The sequence below is a fragment of the Streptomyces sp. NPDC002446 genome (genome assembly GCF_053595675.1).
In genome coordinates this window covers 21466-34585 of record NZ_JBSFYC010000003.1, presented here as the reverse complement: position 1 = coordinate 34585, position 13120 = coordinate 21466, and the positions used below count along the sequence as shown (strand labels likewise).

Genomic DNA, 13120 nt, shown 5'->3' with positions numbered 1-13120 from the left:
CTGTCGTCTTGACCTTCCGTGTCCCTCGCCACCGCGGCTACGGCTTGCGTCGCCTGCCGCGCCCTCCGCGCCGTCCCGTACGGCCGCCCGTACGGCCCGTGGGCGCATCGTCGGCACCGCCTGCTGCGGAGCCCGTACCGGCCCCCGCTCCTCCCCTCAGGGCCGCCGCCCCCGCTGCCGTCTGCGCGCCATGGTCCTTGCGGTCCGCCGAGACGACGAGCGCCGCCAGCAGTGTCGTCAGCGGGACCGAGGCCACCAGGCCGATGCTGCCGACCAGCGTGCGGACGATCTCCTCCGCCACCACCTCGCTCGTGGCGACCGTACCGACGCTGCTCTGTGCAATCGAGAACAGCAAAAGCAACGGCAGTGCGGCGCCCGCGTAAGCCAGGACGAGGGTGTTGACGACGGATGCGATGTGATCGCGTCCGATCCGCATCGCCGAGCCATAGAGCTTGCGCCAGCCCGCCGTCGGGTCCGCCTCCTTCAGCTCCCACACCGCTGCGGTCTGCGTCACCGTCACATCGTCGAGCACACCCAGCGACCCGATGATGATCCCCGCCAGCAGCAGACCGCGGATCTCGATGTTCGGATAGAGCCCATGCACCAATCCGGTCGTGTCGTCCGTATTGCCCGTCAGCAGTGCCCACCCGATGAAGACCGAGCCGAGCAGCGCGATCAGCAGCAATGAGGCGAGGGTGCCCAGCACGGCCACGGAGGTACGGGCCGTCAGCCCATGGCACAGATAGAGGGCGATCAGCATGATCGCGGAGCCCCCGACCACGGCCACCACCAGTGGATTGGAGCCCTGCAGGATCGCCGGGAGGATGAACAGCGTCAGGACGACGAAGCTGGCGGCCAGTGCGACCAGCGCGAGTACGCCGCGCAGCCGGCCCACGATCACGACGGCGAAGGCGAAGATCCCGGCCAGCACCCACATCGGAACGCTGCGGTCGACATCGCTGACCGAGTACTGCAGATCCTTCGGTGCCTTGGGGGAGTACGACACCACCACGTCCTGCCCGGTCGTGTAATGCCGCAGGGCGTCCGGTGTCACCACCGTCTGGAAGGTGCGCCCGGCGTTCTCCCCCGTGGTGACCTTGATGGTCGCCTGCTGGCAGGACTTGCCCTCGGCCGCTCCCCCGGTCGGTGGCTGGCCCGTCGGCGATGGTGTCTGAGGTGGCTGTTCGGCATGGACATCCGCACAGTTCACCTCCACCACTTTGATCACTCTGGCCCGCTCTGTGGGCTGGTCGAAGCCGACGCCGGACGGCTTGTGGGATGGCGCGCCGCCAGGCCAGAGCACGACCAGGCCGACTGCCACCGCGGCGGCGAACGGGATCAGCACCGCCGCGATGACCTTGCGCAGATGCCGGGAGACAGGCGCCGCAGGGCCATGGCCATGCCCGTGTGAGTGCGCGCCGGAGTGGTGGTGGGACTCATGAGGGCTCACCCCCAGATCATTGCAAGAACTCATGGGGCCCCCTGTTCACTCCGCCGCATCGGCCGCTACCGTGGTGCCACCTTTGCAATCGCGGGAGCTCGGAGCACCGGGCTGAGAGGGCGCTGACCTTCGTCCCAGCGACGTTTCACGTGAAACGTCGGCGGACGGAAGCCGCTGCGTCGACCGCCGAACCTGTTACCGGGTAATGCCGGCGTAGGGAGTTGGGTCTCATGACTCTGCAGGATGCACGCACGCCCGAAAACGAAAACGGTGCCGGCGGTGAGCCGCAGATCGGCTGGCACAAGGGCTATGTCTCCGGATCACGTCCGGACCTCCAGGTCCCGGTCCGGAGGGTGCACCTCACCAACGGCAAGCACGTGACGCTCTACGACACGTCAGGGCCGTACACCGACCCCAATATCGAAACCGATGTCCGTCGTGGCCTCGCGCCGCTGCGGGAGAACTGGATCATCGCCCGCGGCGACACCGAGGAGTACGCGGGCCGCCCCATGCGGCCGGAGGACGACGGCCTCAAGCACACCTCGCCGCGCGGTGGCCTCAAGAACCTGGACGCGGTCTTCCCCGGCCGCCCGCGCCAGCCCCGCCGCGGCCGCAACGGCGCCGCGGTCACCCAGCTCGCCTACGCCCGGCGCGGCGAGATCACCGCGGAGATGGAGTACGTCGCCCTCCGCGAGAACGTCACGCCCGAGTTCGTCCGCGACGAGATCGCGGCCGGCCGTGCCGTACTCCCGTCCAACGTCAACCACCCGGAGATCGAGCCGATGATCATCGGCAAGAACTTCCTGGTGAAGGTGAACGCCAACATCGGCAATTCGGCAGTCACTTCCTCCATCGAGGAGGAGGTGGAGAAGATGACCTGGGCGACCCGCTGGGGAGCCGACACGGTCATGGATCTGTCCACCGGACGCAACATCCACACCACCCGCGAGTGGGTGCTGCGCAACTCCCCCGTCCCGATCGGCACCGTCCCCCTCTACCAGGCTCTGGAGAAGGTCGACGGCAAGGCCGAGGAGCTGACCTGGGAGATCTACAAGGACACCGTCATCGAGCAGGCCGAGCAGGGCGTGGACTACATGACGGTGCACGCCGGTGTGCTGCTCCGGTATGTCCCGCTCACGGCCCGCCGGAAGACCGGCATCGTCTCCCGCGGCGGCTCGATCATGGCGGCCTGGTGCCTGGCGCACCACAAGGAGTCGTTCCTCTACACCCACTTCGAGGAGCTCTGCGAGATCCTCGCCTCGTACGACGTCACCTACTCGCTCGGTGACGGCCTGCGCCCCGGCTCCATCGCGGATGCCAACGACGAGGCCCAGTTCGCGGAGCTGAAGACGCTCGGTGAGCTGAACACCATCGCCAAGCGGCATGGCGTTCAGACCATGATCGAGGGCCCGGGCCATGTCCCGATGCACAAGATCAAGGAGAACATCGACCTCCAGCAGGAGATCTGCGAAGAGGCCCCGTTCTACACGCTCGGCCCGCTGACCACCGACATCGCGCCCGCCTACGACCACATCACCTCCGGTATCGGCGCGGCGATGATCGCCTGGTGGGGCACCGCGATGCTCTGCTACGTCACGCCCAAGGAGCACCTGGGCCTGCCCGACCGCGACGACGTCAAGACCGGCGTCATCACGTACAAGATCGCGGCTCATGCGGCAGATCTGGCCAAGGGCCACCCGGGCGCCCAGGAATGGGATGACGCGCTCTCCGACGCACGCTTCGAGTTCCGCTGGGAGGACCAGTTCAACCTGGCCCTCGACCCGGACACGGCACGCGCCTTCCACGACGAGACGCTGCCCGCCGAGCCGGCGAAGACGGCCCACTTCTGCTCGATGTGCGGCCCGAAGTTCTGCTCGATGAAGATCAGCCAGGACATCCGCCGGGAGCACGGCGGCGATCTGTCCATCGACCCCGAGGCCGGTATGGCCGAGAAGTCGAAGGAGTTCGCCGCGGCGGGCAACCGCGTCTATCTGCCGATCGCGGACTAGGTATCGCGCTCCGACCGGCCCGGATCGAGGCCCCTGCCCACGGCGGGGGCCTTCCCGGGCGCGAGCGGAGGTAACGGAACGGGTAAGCGGACCCGTTCCTTGATCGTTTCTGTCTAGTCTCCGGGCATGGGCGGAATCGATGTTGCCAATGGAGTGGTCGGCGCGGTCATCGGCATGGTGTTGGCCACGCTGTTCCAACAGCCGCTGCAGGACGCCTGGTTCAAGATCCGTAAGCGTTCGGCCCTCGCGGTGCGCAACCTGCAAAGGCGTGACGAGGAGACCGCCAGGGCCTGGACGACCTTCTCCCTGGGACCGCTGCACACCTCTGCCCTGATCGTGGAAGGCGACGGCGAGTCGGCGATCGCTCCCGAGGCGATCCACATCCAGGTGCTGGACGACGAGATAGCCCTGCCCTCGGAGATGGCCGACTGGCGGGAGGAGATCGCGGAAGAGAGCGCTCAGCTCCAGGTGGAGGGCCAGACGCCGGTGTGGAACGGCCTGCGGTACGCCGTCGAGTCGTTCGACGTCTCCCGCACCGCGCTCGACGAACGGCCCGAAGTCCACCTGCGGCTGCGGCCGACGGACTACTACACCTTTCTCGCCGCCCAGCAACTCGACCGGCGCCTGCCCAGCGGTGCCACCCCGCGCTCCCGCTACCTCGACCCGGACCGTCCGTTGTCCGCCCCGGCCTTCCTGCAGTGCAGCTTCGCCGTCAACATCGCCGTGGTCACCGCCGACGACATGCTCGTCGTCAGCCAGCGCGGAGAGCGTGTACGGATGGCACCGGGCGTGTGGAACTCCTCCGTGAACGAGGGCCTGTCCCGGAACATCGACTCGTCCGGACGGAACGCGCCGGACCTGTACGCGGTGGCCCGGCGCGGTATGCGCGAAGAGCTGTCGCTCGAACAGCATGAGTACCAGCTCACCCTGCTGGCCTTCGCGCTCGATGTGGAGCGGCGCCACTGGAGCGCGCACTTCTACGCGAGGCTGACGGACCTGACCCGCGACGGCCTCCAGGCACGCATGAGCAGGGGCGTCGCCGACAGGTGGGAACACCAGACGACCGACTTTGTGCCCTTCCGCGCCGGGGAGGTGGCCCGCTATCTCCTGCGTACGGACCGCATCCATCGGTGGGCCCCACTGGCCCCGGCGCTGTTCCACCTCGCACTCGTCCACGTCCACGGCCGTACCGCGGTCGAGAGGGCGGAGGCACAGGCCGTTCGGCGCCTGTAGCGGCGGCAGCTCCGTACGGGCCTGCCACCGGACGCCGCCTCAGTCCGGTGCGTGGTCCGGCCCGCCGTAATCCGGGCTGGTGAAGTCCGGGCTGGAGTAGCGCGGGCGGGATCCCGAGGAGCCGATGTCGGGGCTGGTGAATTCGGGGCGGGTGTAGCCGAGCGTGGGGATGCGGCTCTCGGGGGCCGTCGTGCGGCGCGGGACGTAGCGGACGGGGTCGTCGTCCGGTGTGGCCGCCGGGTCGGCCAGCGCCTCGCGGAGAAACGGCAGCAGACCGCGCTCCAGGAGAGCGCGCCGCCAGGCCTCGTGGGCGTTCTCCAGCGCCTCGCGCAGTTCGTCGGCTCTGGTGGACCGGGCGGACGAGCCGTTGCGCAGCGCCGTGATGAGCAGACCGCACATCGCGACGACGGCGCCGGCGGCGGTCAGCACCGCGAAGATCCAGCCGACGCTGATCAACGGCTGCGCCAGCGACCGGTCGGGGCTGATGGTGCGCAGGACATAGCCGATGAGGAGGAAGAGGACCGCGGCGATGCCCGCGAGCACCGGGGCGAGAACGGTGATCATCGCGGCCAGCCCGGCACCGGTGGATTCGGCCTCGCCCATGGCCGTGGCGGTGGCCAGTCCAAGTCCCCCGTCGGCTGCCTCGGCCGGCTCCGCACCGCTCGCCCCGGCGCCGGCTGACGCGGGCGCCGGCGCCCGCAACTCGGCACGGAGCTGCACATAGCGTTGGTATTCGGCCGTGGCGCAGGCGGCGATGGCAGTGGTCGCGCTGAGCGCCATCGTGCGCAACTGCTCGGCGTTGAGGTGCTTTCCCGCGGCGGCGGTGGGGTCGTCCGGGCGGTAATCGGCGGTACGCAGCGCCTCATCAAGGATCCGCGCGAATTCCGCGCGATCCTCGTTCAGCAGGTGCGGAGCGCTGTTCATGTGCATCCCCCGATGCTCCGTAGGGCCGTACGGCCGGCGTTGGCCGGGCAGTGGGCGGAAACGGAGGAGAGCCTGCTACGGATAGACCGATGGTAGAGCGACTCCGGCATGGGGTGACAGAGAGTTTGCGGAATTTGAGTAATGCAACGACCGGATTCCGCCCGTCCCGTCCCCCCGGTTCCGCCCCGGTCGACCAGCGGCCGGCCCGACGTACCCCTGCCCCCGGAACCCTCAGCCAGTCAGCGGGAGTTGAACGACCAGCAGCTTTCCGGCCATTGTGATGCCGCCGTCCATGGCGATGGCCAGACCGTCGGCGTAGACGTGCGGACCGTCGACGGCGATGCCGTCACCCTCGCCGTCCTCCGTGCCGACCTCGCCCAGCAGATACGGGATCGGGCTGTGGCCGTGCACGACGCGAGCGCCGCCGTAGGCGTTCAGGAGCTCGCGTACGGCCTGTGAGCCGGATTCGTCGCGGAAGGCGAAGCGCTTGGTGAACTTGCGGAACAGGTCCCAGACTTCGCCGGCGTCGCTGCGGGTGAGCACGTCGTGGACGGTGTCGTTGACGGCCTCGATGGAGTCGCCGTACTCGAGGTAGGCGGTGGTGTCGGAGTGCACGAGCAGATGCCCGTCCTCCTCCATCACGGCGTCCAGCCGGGCCATCCACTGGAGGTGGTGGTCCTGCAGCCGGTCCATATCGGTCTTCTGACCGCCGTTCAGGAGCCAGGCCGCCTGGAAGGAGGCCGTGCCGGCACCCGACTGGACGGGGGTGTCGCCGAACCGCTTGGCGCCCAGCAGCAGCAGTTCGTGGTTGCCCATCAGGGCCTTGCAGTAGCCGCCGGCCGCCGCGGCCTGTGCGGAGAGCTGCATGACCAGGTCGATCACGCCGATGCCGTCCGGGCCGCGGTCGGTGAAGTCGCCGAGGAACCAGAGCCGGGCGTTGCCGGCCGCCCAGTTTCCGTCGGCGTCGATCAGGCCCTCGGCGGCCAGTGCCTCGCGCAGCTCGTCGTAGTAGCCGTGTACGTCGCCGACGACGTACAGCGGTCCCATGCCCTCGGGCGCGTCGGCGTCATCGGCCGTTTCGGGCACCGGGACGACGGCCGGTCGGTCGATGAGGGTGTCGGTGCGTCCCGGGGTGATGACCGGGAGATCGCGCGCCGTCGGGGTGTACTCCTCGGGCAGCTCGACGGGCCGCGCGGCGGGCGGCACCACGGGAGGTGCGGTCGGCGGGCCGGCGGGCAGACGGAGCGGCGGACCGGCCGGAGGGACGGGTGATCCGGGCACGCCGGAGGGCATTCCGGGCAACGGAGCGGACTCCGGAGTCTGTGCCGCCATGGTCCACACCATGGGTCCCTGACTGGCCCCCTGAGTCATCGACCCCTCCACCGTTGCGCCGCCGTGCACCTCTCGGACCTTTGCCTGGTCGACGGCGGTCCGCGGTGTCGTGCGCCCATCATAGGAATGCCGATCGCGGGTTGTGACGCACCCGGGGGTGGTCAATCCGACGAAGCCCGGCGTTCACGGCTGATTTCTCCCGGGATCGCCCTGTTTTTTCCTGGCCGGTAACGGCGCCCGGCATCGGCCGGAACGCCCTTCCCCGAGCTCTCACCTTTTCCCCACTCCCGGCTTCGCTCGAGCGGGGGACCCCCATGGGCACGGGAGATCCCCATGTCCGTACATGGCGGCACACTTACTCGCCGGTCGGTCCCCGCGGCGGGCTGACGGTCGTTCTGGGCGACCGCCGCTGGGACGAGGTCCGCACGATCAGGTCGGTCGGTATCACCTGTTCGATGGGCCGTCCGTTGTCGAGTCCTTCGATGGCGTCGATGAGGATCTGGACGACGGCGGTGCCGATGCGGCGCGGCTTGAGGGACAGCGTGGTGATGGGCGGTTCGGTCGTGGCGTAGACGGTGGACTCGCTGCAGCAGACCAGCAGCAGGTCCTCCGGTACCCGCAGGCCGTAGCGCCGGGCGGCGGCGAGCAGGTCGGTGCCGTTGGGGTCGAAGAGCCCGTAGACGGCGTCCGGCCGGTCCGGGCGGGCCAGCAGGCGGTCGGCGGCGACGGCGCCCGCGCACGGGTCGTGCGCCGGGTAGGACTCGTAGACCGGGTCCTGGCCGACCCGCTCGCACCAGCGCAGATAGGCGGTCGTCGACAGCCGGGTGTAGGTGTCGGTGGTGGTGCCCGTGAGCAGGCCGATGCGGCGGGCGCCGGCGTCGGCGAGGTGGTCGAGCAGGCCGAGGACGGCGGCTTCGTGATCGTTGTCGACCCAGCCGGTGACCGGCAGGGTGCCGCCGGGTCGGCCGTCGGAGACGACGGGGATGCCGTGCCGGACGAGCTCGGTGACGACGGGGTCCCCGTCGGCAGGGTCGATGACGACGGTGCCGTCGAGGGCGACGTTGGACCACACGTCGTGGCGGGAGGTCGCGGGGAGGATGACCAGCGCATAGCCGCGGGCCAGGGCCGCGGAGGTGGCGGCTCTGGCCATCTCCGCGAAGTACGCGAATTCGGTGAAGGTGAAAGGTTCATCCCCGTACGTGGTCACGGTCAGGCCGAGGAGTCCTGACTTGCCGGTACGGAGCGTGCGGGCGGCTGCGGACGGGCGGTAGCCCAGCCGGTCGGCCACCTCGCGGACGTGGCTACGGGTGGCATCCGGAAGCCGGCCCTTGCCGTTGAGCGCGTCGGAGACGGTCGTGATCGACACCCCGGCTGCGGCGGCCACGTCCCGGATGCCCGCCCGCCCCAGCCGGCGACCGGTCGACCGGCTCACCTGGTGCTTCCCTGCTGCTGTCATGGCGAGCCGATAGTAGGGCTCGACAGGGCCATTCGCGGGGCGGGACCGCGGGCCGCGGAAAGGCACGTTTCTGCATGGTGATGCACCGTCAACTACCTTGAAAAACAAGGTAGTTGATCCGGCAATTGACCATTCGGAGGGAGATCTTACGTCCCTGCCTGTCGATCGGTTCAGGTCTCGAAGAGGTCTCAAGTCACCTTGACGAGGGACGCGCGCCACGGCGCAAGCCACCGGCGCGCAGTGGCGCGGGGAGCGCTCTCTGGAGGCTTCGCGCGGGGTGGTACGCGTGGCTCGGCGGGGGCAGGTGTGGTGCGGGCGGCGATCCGGCCATCGTCCGGGTCTGCCGCCGAACGGGCCAATCCTCATAAGGTGTGCAGTATTGAAGAGGAGCGGGACGGTCGAGGAGGACCTGCGGTGAGCGAGAAGACCCCGAAGCTGCGTGCTGCGCTGGACGGTATCCCCACCTACAAGCCGGGCCGGCCGGCGGCGACGGATGGCCCCGTCACCTACAAGCTGTCCTCCAATGAGAACCCCTATCCGCCGCTGCCCGGTGTCCTGGAGCGCGCGGTGACCGCGGCCGGTTCCTTCAACCGTTACCCGGACATGGCCTGCACCGGCCTGATGGCGGAGCTGGCCGAGCGGTTCTCGGTGCCGGTGGATCATCTGGCGACCGGGACCGGATCGGTGGGCGTGGCCCAGCAGCTGGTGCAGTCGACGGCCGGGCCCGGTGATGAGGTGATCTACGCCTGGCGGTCGTTCGAGGCGTACCCGATCATCACCCAGGTCTCCGGCGCGACCCCGGTACAGGTCCCGCTGACCTCCGGCGAGGTGCACGACCTGGACGCGATGCTTGCGGCGATCACCGACCGGACCCGGCTGATTTTCGTCTGCAACCCCAACAACCCCACCGGCACGGTCGTGCGCCGTGCGGAGCTGGAGTCCTTCCTGGACCGGGTGCCGGGCGATGTGCTGGTGGTGCTGGACGAGGCCTACCGCGAGTTCATCCGCGATGCCGAGGTGCCGGACGGTATCGACCTCTACCGCGACCGCCCCAATGTCTGTGTGCTGCGCACCTTCTCCAAGGCGTACGGCCTGGCGGGGCTGCGGATCGGCTTTGCGGTGGCACACCCGCAGGTGGCCGCCGCGCTGCGCAAGACGGCGGTGCCTTTCGGGGTGAGCCAGCTCGCGCAGGAGGCGGCGGTGGCGTCGCTGCGCAGTGAGTCGGCGCTGATGGAGCGGGTCGACGCGCTGGTGGCCGAGCGGGCGCGGGTGGTCGACGGTCTGCTCGGACAGGGCTGGACGGTCCCCGAGACGCAGGCCAACTTCGTCTGGCTGCGGCTGGGGGACCGGACGACCGACTTCGCGGCGGCCTGTGAGCGGGCCGGGGTGGTCGTGCGGCCGTTCCCCGGCGAGGGCGTACGGGTCACGATCGGCGAGACGCCGGCGATGGATCTGTTCCTGCAGGCCGCGGAGGAGTTTCGCAAGGCGCTGTAAGTCCCGGTAAGGCCTTGCTGGCGGCCGCGGGTCCCGACCCGCGGCCTCAGGCCTTCTGTACGCGGATGGGGTCGCCGCTGCGGACGGTGGCCAGGGTGCGGGGGGCGCCGTCGATGCGGCCCAGCACATTGCAGGGGGAGGCGAGGCGCGGCTTGTCGCCCTCGGATATCGGTGTGGGGCCGTAGGGCAGCGCGAGTGCGTTGCCCGGGGGCCAGAAGGCGACCGTGCCGGGCTCGACGACCTGGCGGGCGCCGGCCTCCAGCGCGGGCGTGAGCCCGGTGTCGAAGTAGACCTCCTCGCCCCAGGTGTGGGCGGTGGAATCGACCGGCAGTGCGGCGATGAGCGCCGCGGCGGTCGGGGTGTCATCGAGAGTCGCGGTCAATTGCCCTGCGGGCCATGTGATGAGGACCTTCATGGCCACGAATTCAACAATATGTTGAAGCTCGGGGGAAGGGGTCGCGTGGGCGTGTTCGGCGTGCCCCGTGGAAGCGTTCGTACGCCATGGATTGCAGCGTGACGGCGGTCACGTACCCCCGAAGTTAAGGCCGCAGAGCCGTAGGAGATAATTGCTTGTGAATGTGAACGCGTTCACAAGCCCGTCCCGGTATGTACCGCTTTATGTGACGCAAAAGGGACATTGCCCTACGGGTAATGGCGACGTAAGGAGAGCAAGGCGTGGAACTGGCGTTGGCGCCAGAGACACTGGCGCGATGGCAATTCGGCATCACGACCGTCTACCACTACCTCTTCGTCCCCCTGACGATCTCCCTCGCTGCTCTGGTGGCCGGACTTGAGACCGCATGGGTGCGCACGGGTAAGGAGAAGTACCTCAGGGCCACCAAGTTCTGGGGCAAGCTGTTCCTGATCAATATCGCGATGGGTGTCGTCACCGGCATCGTCCAGGAGTTCCAGTTCGGCATGAACTGGTCCGACTACTCGCGGTTCGTCGGCGATGTCTTCGGTGCCCCGCTGGCATTCGAGGCGCTCATAGCGTTCTTCTTCGAGTCCACCTTCATCGGACTGTGGATCTTCGGCTGGGACAAGCTGCCCAAGAAGATCCACTGCTTCTGCATGTGGATGGTCTCGATCGGCACGATCCTCTCCGCGTACTTCATCCTGGCGGCGAACTCCTGGATGCAGCACCCGGTGGGCTACAAGTACAACGCCGCCAACGGACGCGCCGAGCTGACCGACTTCTGGAAGGTGCTGACCCAGGACACCACCCTGGTGGTGGTCTTCCACACGCTGACCGCGGCCTTCCTGACCGGCGCCGCGTTCATGGTCGGTATCTCCGCGTTCCACCTGATGCGCAAGAAGCACATCAAGGTCATGCGGACCTCGCTGCGGCTCGGGCTGATCACCCTGGTCATCGCCGGCATCCTCACCGCGGTGAGCGGTGACGAGCTCGGCAAGGTGATGTTCCGGCAGCAGCCCATGAAGATGGCCGCCGCCGAGGCGCTGTGGGAAACGGAGAAGCCGGCGCCGTTCTCGGTCTTCGCCTACGGCGATGTCGACGAGGGCCACAACAAGGTCGCGATCGAGGTGCCCGGCCTGCTCTCCTTCCTCGCGCACAACGACTTCACCTCGCCGGTCCCGGGCATCAACGACGTCAACAGGGCCGAGCAGGAGAAGTTCGGGCCCGGCGACTACCGGCCCAACATCCCGGTCGCCTACTGGGGCTTCCGCTGGATGATCGGCTTCGGAATGTCGTCGTTCGCCATCGGGCTCGCCGGGCTCTGGCTGACCCGCAAGAAGTTCTGGCTGGCTCCGGGACTGCGTACGGGGGACGAGGAGCCACCGCACCTCGCGCTCACCAAGAACAAGGTGCTCGGTGCCCGGCTGACCAAGGCGTACTGGTCGCTCGCCTTCGTCACCCTCGGCTTCCCGCTCCTCGCGAACTCGTGGGGCTGGATCTTCACCGAGATGGGCCGTCAGCCCTGGGTCGTCTACGGCGTGCTGCGCACCTCGGACGCGGTCTCGCCAAGCGTCTCGCAGGGCGAGGTGCTCACGTCCATGATCGTCTTCACCACGCTCTACGCGATCCTCGCCGTGATCGAGGTCAAGCTGCTGGTGAAGTACGTCAAGGCTGGCCCTCCGGAGCTCAGCGACTCCGACCTCAACCCGCCCACCAAGATCGGCGGCGACAGCACGGACGCCGACCGGCCGATGGCCTTCTCGTACTAGGAGGCGACTGTGCAACTCCACGACGTCTGGTTCGTCCTTATCGCCTTCCTGTGGACCGGGTACTTCTTCCTCGAAGGGTTCGACTTCGGGATAGGCGTCCTCACCAAGCTCCTCGCCCGCGACCGGCGCGAGAAGCGTGTACTGATCAACACCATCGGGCCGGTCTGGGACGGCAACGAGGTCTGGCTGCTCAGTGCGGGCGGCGCGACCTTCGCCGCCTTCCCCGAGTGGTACGCCACCCTGTTCTCCGGCTTCTATCTGCCGCTGCTGGTCATCCTCGTCTGCCTGATCGTGCGCGGGGTCGCCTTCGAGTACCGCGCCAAGCGGAGCGAGGAGCGCTGGCAGCGCAACTGGGAGCAGGCGATCTTCTGGACCTCGCTGATCCCCGCGGTGCTGTGGGGGGTCGCGTTCGGCAACATCGTGCGCGGCCTGCAGATCGACGCGCACAAGGAGTACGTCGGAAGCCTTCTCGACCTGGTCAACCCGTACGCGGTGCTCGGCGGCCTGGTCACGCTGACGCTGTTCACCTTCCACGGCGCGGTGTTCGCCTCGCTCAAGACGGTCGGTGACATCCGGGAGCGGGCGCGCAAGACGGCGGGCGTCCTCGGGCTGGTCACTGCCGTACTCGTGGTCGGCTTCCTCGGCTGGACCCAGGCCGACAAGGGCGATTCCACCAGTCTGATCGCGATGATCGTCGCGGTCGTCGCGCTGGCCGCGGCGCTCGGGGCCAACAAGCTCGGGCGCGAGGGCTGGGCGTTCGCCTTCTCCGGCATCACCATCGCGGCGGCGGTCGCGATGCTGTTCCTGACGCTCTTCCCGAACGTCATGCCGTCCACGCTGAACGAGAGCTGGAGCCTCACGGTCAGCAATGCCTCGTCCAGCGCCTACACCCTGAAGATCATGACCTGGTGCGCCGCGATCGCCGCGCCCCTCGTGATGCTCTACCAGGGGTGGACGTACTGGGTGTTCCGCAAGCGCATCGGCACCCAGCACATCGCTGAATCCCACTAGCTGAGCCGCCGCCCCTCGGGGCGGCCACAGCAGGAT

Annotated in this window: 10 protein-coding genes; 5 read left to right on the top strand and 5 right to left on the bottom strand. The window is 68.5% G+C overall.

Annotation, left to right across the window (positions count from 1 at the left end):
• Nucleotides 1-37: 37 nt before the first annotated feature.
• Nucleotides 38-1474 carry a YibE/F family protein gene (locus tag ACWD6P_RS03325; RefSeq protein ID WP_451442296.1) on the bottom strand — a complete coding sequence of 479 codons (1437 nt, stop codon included), beginning with the start codon at nt 1472-1474 and terminating at the stop codon, nt 38-40.
• 197 nt (nt 1475-1671) lie between these two features.
• Here ACWD6P_RS03325 and thiC point away from each other — a divergent pair, with 197 nt between their 5' ends.
• The gene (gene thiC, locus ACWD6P_RS03320) at nt 1672-3450 is read left to right on the top strand and encodes a phosphomethylpyrimidine synthase ThiC (RefSeq protein ID WP_451442295.1); all 1779 of its coding nucleotides are present in this window, start codon (nt 1672-1674) and stop codon (nt 3448-3450) included.
• 126 nt (nt 3451-3576) lie between these two features.
• Nucleotides 3577-4683 carry a hypothetical protein gene (locus ACWD6P_RS03315; RefSeq protein WP_451442294.1) on the top strand — a complete coding sequence of 369 codons (1107 nt, stop codon included), beginning with the start codon at nt 3577-3579 and terminating at the stop codon, nt 4681-4683.
• Nucleotides 4684-4722: 39 nt separating this feature from the next.
• Here ACWD6P_RS03315 and ACWD6P_RS03310 read toward each other — a convergent pair whose 3' ends face one another.
• The 3 genes from ACWD6P_RS03310 to ACWD6P_RS03300 all read right to left on the bottom strand — a co-directional run bounded on the left by ACWD6P_RS03310 (nt 4723) and on the right by ACWD6P_RS03300 (nt 8395).
• A complete protein-coding gene (locus tag ACWD6P_RS03310; RefSeq protein ID WP_451442293.1) occupies nt 4723-5613 on the bottom strand; it encodes a hypothetical protein in 891 nt (296 codons plus the stop codon).
• A 225-nt stretch (nt 5614-5838) separates the two neighbouring features.
• Nucleotides 5839-6939, bottom strand: coding sequence for a metallophosphoesterase (locus ACWD6P_RS03305; protein ID WP_451442292.1), 1101 nt, complete (start codon nt 6937-6939; stop codon nt 5839-5841).
• Between the two features lie 355 nt (nt 6940-7294).
• Nucleotides 7295-8395 (bottom strand): LacI family DNA-binding transcriptional regulator, encoded by a 1101-nt coding sequence (locus tag ACWD6P_RS03300; RefSeq protein ID WP_451442291.1) that lies wholly within the window; start codon nt 8393-8395, stop codon nt 7295-7297.
• 414 nt (nt 8396-8809) lie between these two features.
• Between ACWD6P_RS03300 and hisC the strand changes: the two genes are divergently transcribed.
• A complete protein-coding gene (gene hisC, locus ACWD6P_RS03295; protein ID WP_451442290.1) occupies nt 8810-9889 on the top strand; it encodes a histidinol-phosphate transaminase in 1080 nt (359 codons plus the stop codon).
• Nucleotides 9890-9935: 46 nt separating this feature from the next.
• Here the strand turns inward: hisC and ACWD6P_RS03290 are convergent, their stop codons facing one another.
• Nucleotides 9936-10304 (bottom strand): cyclophilin-like fold protein, encoded by a 369-nt coding sequence (locus ACWD6P_RS03290; RefSeq protein WP_451442425.1) that lies wholly within the window; start codon nt 10302-10304, stop codon nt 9936-9938.
• Between the two features lie 260 nt (nt 10305-10564).
• On the opposite strand from ACWD6P_RS03290, the gene ACWD6P_RS03285 reads away from it, so the two are divergent.
• Both ACWD6P_RS03285 and cydB read left to right on the top strand, forming a co-directional pair.
• Nucleotides 10565-12073, top strand: coding sequence for a cytochrome ubiquinol oxidase subunit I (locus tag ACWD6P_RS03285; RefSeq protein ID WP_451442289.1), 1509 nt, complete (start codon nt 10565-10567; stop codon nt 12071-12073).
• Between the two features lie 9 nt (nt 12074-12082).
• Nucleotides 12083-13084 carry a cytochrome d ubiquinol oxidase subunit II gene (gene cydB, locus ACWD6P_RS03280; protein ID WP_451442288.1) on the top strand — a complete coding sequence of 334 codons (1002 nt, stop codon included), beginning with the start codon at nt 12083-12085 and terminating at the stop codon, nt 13082-13084.
• The last annotated feature ends 36 nt before the right edge of the window (nt 13085-13120 follow it).

What these genes read in the sequence shown, in the direction of transcription:
- ACWD6P_RS03325 (WP_451442296.1), bottom strand. Translation starts at nt 1,474, where the DNA reads ATGAGTTCTTGCAATGATCTGGGGGTGAGCCCTCATGAGTCCCACCAC.
- thiC (WP_451442295.1), top strand. Translation starts at nt 1,672, where the DNA reads ATGACTCTGCAGGATGCACGCACGCCCGAAAACGAAAACGGTGCCGGC.
- ACWD6P_RS03315 (WP_451442294.1), top strand. Translation starts at nt 3,577, where the DNA reads ATGGGCGGAATCGATGTTGCCAATGGAGTGGTCGGCGCGGTCATCGGC.
- ACWD6P_RS03310 (WP_451442293.1), bottom strand. Translation starts at nt 5,613, where the DNA reads ATGCACATGAACAGCGCTCCGCACCTGCTGAACGAGGATCGCGCGGAA.
- ACWD6P_RS03305 (WP_451442292.1), bottom strand. Translation starts at nt 6,939, where the DNA reads ATGGCGGCACAGACTCCGGAGTCCGCTCCGTTGCCCGGAATGCCCTCC.
- ACWD6P_RS03300 (WP_451442291.1), bottom strand. Translation starts at nt 8,395, where the DNA reads ATGACAGCAGCAGGGAAGCACCAGGTGAGCCGGTCGACCGGTCGCCGG.
- ACWD6P_RS03290 (WP_451442425.1), bottom strand. Translation starts at nt 10,304, where the DNA reads ATGAAGGTCCTCATCACATGGCCCGCAGGGCAATTGACCGCGACTCTC.